At 36.2% G+C, this 2,117-nt stretch carries 4 protein-coding genes; all 4 read left to right on the top strand.

Annotated elements, in window-relative coordinates; all coding sequences use genetic code 11:
- The first annotated feature begins 94 nt into the window (after positions 1-94).
- Positions 95-385 (top strand): type II toxin-antitoxin system prevent-host-death family antitoxin, encoded by a 291-nt coding sequence (locus AB1422_19070; GenBank protein ID MEW6621404.1) that lies wholly within the window; start codon positions 95-97, stop codon positions 383-385.
- Positions 385-798, top strand: coding sequence for a type II toxin-antitoxin system VapC family toxin (locus AB1422_19065; protein ID MEW6621403.1), 414 nt, complete (start codon positions 385-387; stop codon positions 796-798). The genes AB1422_19070 and AB1422_19065 overlap by 1 nt, the downstream gene beginning before the upstream one ends.
- A 58-nt stretch (positions 799-856) precedes the next feature.
- Entirely contained in the window at positions 857-1,525 is a 669-nt protein-coding gene (locus AB1422_19060; protein ID MEW6621402.1) for a glycosyltransferase family 2 protein, read from the top strand.
- A 233-nt stretch (positions 1,526-1,758) separates the two neighbouring features.
- The coding region (locus tag AB1422_19055) for a hypothetical protein (protein ID MEW6621401.1) at positions 1,759-2,117 on the top strand (359 nt) is incomplete at its 3' end.

Here is a 2,117-nt window from a genome sequence, read left to right as displayed (position 1 = left end):
AAAAAAAACAGTTGACTATTTTATCTAAATCTGATATTATGTATTATAGGTCATAATGACATTATGTCAAAATAACTAAAAGGGAGGAAGAATTATGAGTATTAAATCAGTAAGTGTTGCTGAAGCCAAAAGATCTTTTTCTGAGTTGATGACCAGGGTGGTTTATAAGGACGATGAGTATATCGTCGAGCGAAGGGGAAGACCTATGGTGGCCATAATCAAGCCAGAATATCTTAATCTACTCCATTCCTTAAACAAGAAGCAAGAGAGAAAAGGACTGATTAGTATTGTGGGCAAATTCGATGATGCTCAAAACTTTGTTAAAGAAGTGGAAAGAGTGTATTCCCTGCGGGAAAAATCAAAGGACAGAGAGGTAATTTTGTAATGAAATATCTCTTTGATACGGATATCTTGAGTAACCTAATGAAAAGGAATCCTTCCTCTGCTCTTATTGAAAGGCTTAAAGATTTACCTCCTCAATTCCAGTACACATCAAGCATTACCGTCGGAGAGATGTATTATGGGGCTTTCAAGTCACCTTATCCTCAGCTCATTATAAAAAAGATAGAAGAAGAAGTATTCCCTTCTCTATGTGGAATTCTTTCATTTGATGAAAACACAGCAAGAGAATATGGACGGATTCGAACAGAATTGGAAACCAGAGGAGAATTACTTGCAGAGCCAGATATAAGAATAGCCGCTATATCTTTAGTAAATGATGCCACTCTGGTCACAGGGAATATCAAGCATTTCAATCGGATAAAAGGTTTAAGGGTCGAGAATTGGCTTGAGGGATGAAATTGAAAGATTTATTTTATAATTCTTTGTGCCCTGGGAATTATAAAGAGGTAACAAGATGAAAACTTCAGTCATTATTCCAACACGGAATGAATCAGAAGGGATTAAACAGATTATTGAACAGGTAAGACCTTATGCCGATGAAGTTATTGTGGTTGATGGTCATTCAACGGATAATACCTGCGAAATTGCCTCCCAATCCGGGGTAAAGGTAATTTTAGATAATAAAAAGGGGAAAGGAGACGCATATCGAGTCGGAATATCAGTGGCAAAAAACGATATTGTTGCGTTTATCGATGCGGATGGTTCTCATGAACCAAAGGATATTCCCGGATTGATTGAACCTATCATTCAAAATAAGGCAGATTTGGTTATTGCCTCTCGAATGTTAGGCGGAAGTGATGAGTTTCATGGAAATTTCTCTAATTATGTCCGAATGGTTGGCGGAGGATTAATTACCTTGATTATTAACCTCCGGTTTAAAACAACATTAACGGATTGCCTTAATGGCTTTCGGGCAATTAAGAAAGGTGTTGCTTTAAACCTGAATCTTAAAGCCAATCAGTTTGATATTGAACATGAAATGATAATGAAATGTTTAAAAAAAGGCTATCGGATTTGTGAAGTGCCAAGTCATGAATATGAACGAAAATGGGGTAACTCTAAATTACCAACTTTCAGAAGAGCACATCTCTTCTTCTTCCGCCTGCTTAAAGAGTTGATTTAAGGGTAACTGTTTACTAGGGTTCTGCAAAATAGGATTTGGGGGAGAAACCGTAGATAGTTGATAGTTGATAGTTGAAGGACTATAGACTATAGACTATAAACTATAAACCATAAACTATAAACGAGTTTTGCATTTTGCTCTTTGGAGGAAATTGATAAAAATAGAGGTTTTAAATACCCGCTTAAAAACTACAGTTTCTTAGTTTTGCAGAACTCTATTGGAGGTTTTAGAAAATGGAAATTTCAGGGGTTGATGCTGTAAGTCGAATTAGTGGCGCTTATCGGGTATATTTTCATTTAAATAACCGAACTACTAACTCCTTGCCTCTTAGCCGAACTAATTTCCCTCAAAATCCAGCAGAAAGTAATCCTCGTAGTTGGCAAATAGGCTCTTTTCATTCTATATTTAATTTCTTGATAAATAACGAGAAGATAAGTAAAGAAATTGTTCATCTAAATAAGTCTAATGAAGGATGCAATTTATGTCAAAACAGGCGATATATCTGTTCTAATGGAGAAACTTCGGATGGAAAATCAACTATTATTCCTGGTCAGCAAAGTGCTTTGCGAGTTCAACACCACGAGGCACAACA

It is taken from the genome of bacterium (assembly GCA_040757115.1).
Classification (GTDB): Bacteria; UBA9089; CG2-30-40-21; order CG2-30-40-21; family SBAY01; genus JBFLXS01.
Note: the sequence above shows the minus strand (reverse complement) of the source record. Positions and strands in the feature narration are given on the sequence as shown.

What these genes read in the sequence shown, in the direction of transcription:
- AB1422_19070 (MEW6621404.1), top strand. Translation starts at nt 95, where the DNA reads ATGAGTATTAAATCAGTAAGTGTTGCTGAAGCCAAAAGATCTTTTTCT.
- AB1422_19065 (MEW6621403.1), top strand. Translation starts at nt 385, where the DNA reads ATGAAATATCTCTTTGATACGGATATCTTGAGTAACCTAATGAAAAGG.
- AB1422_19060 (MEW6621402.1), top strand. Translation starts at nt 857, where the DNA reads ATGAAAACTTCAGTCATTATTCCAACACGGAATGAATCAGAAGGGATT.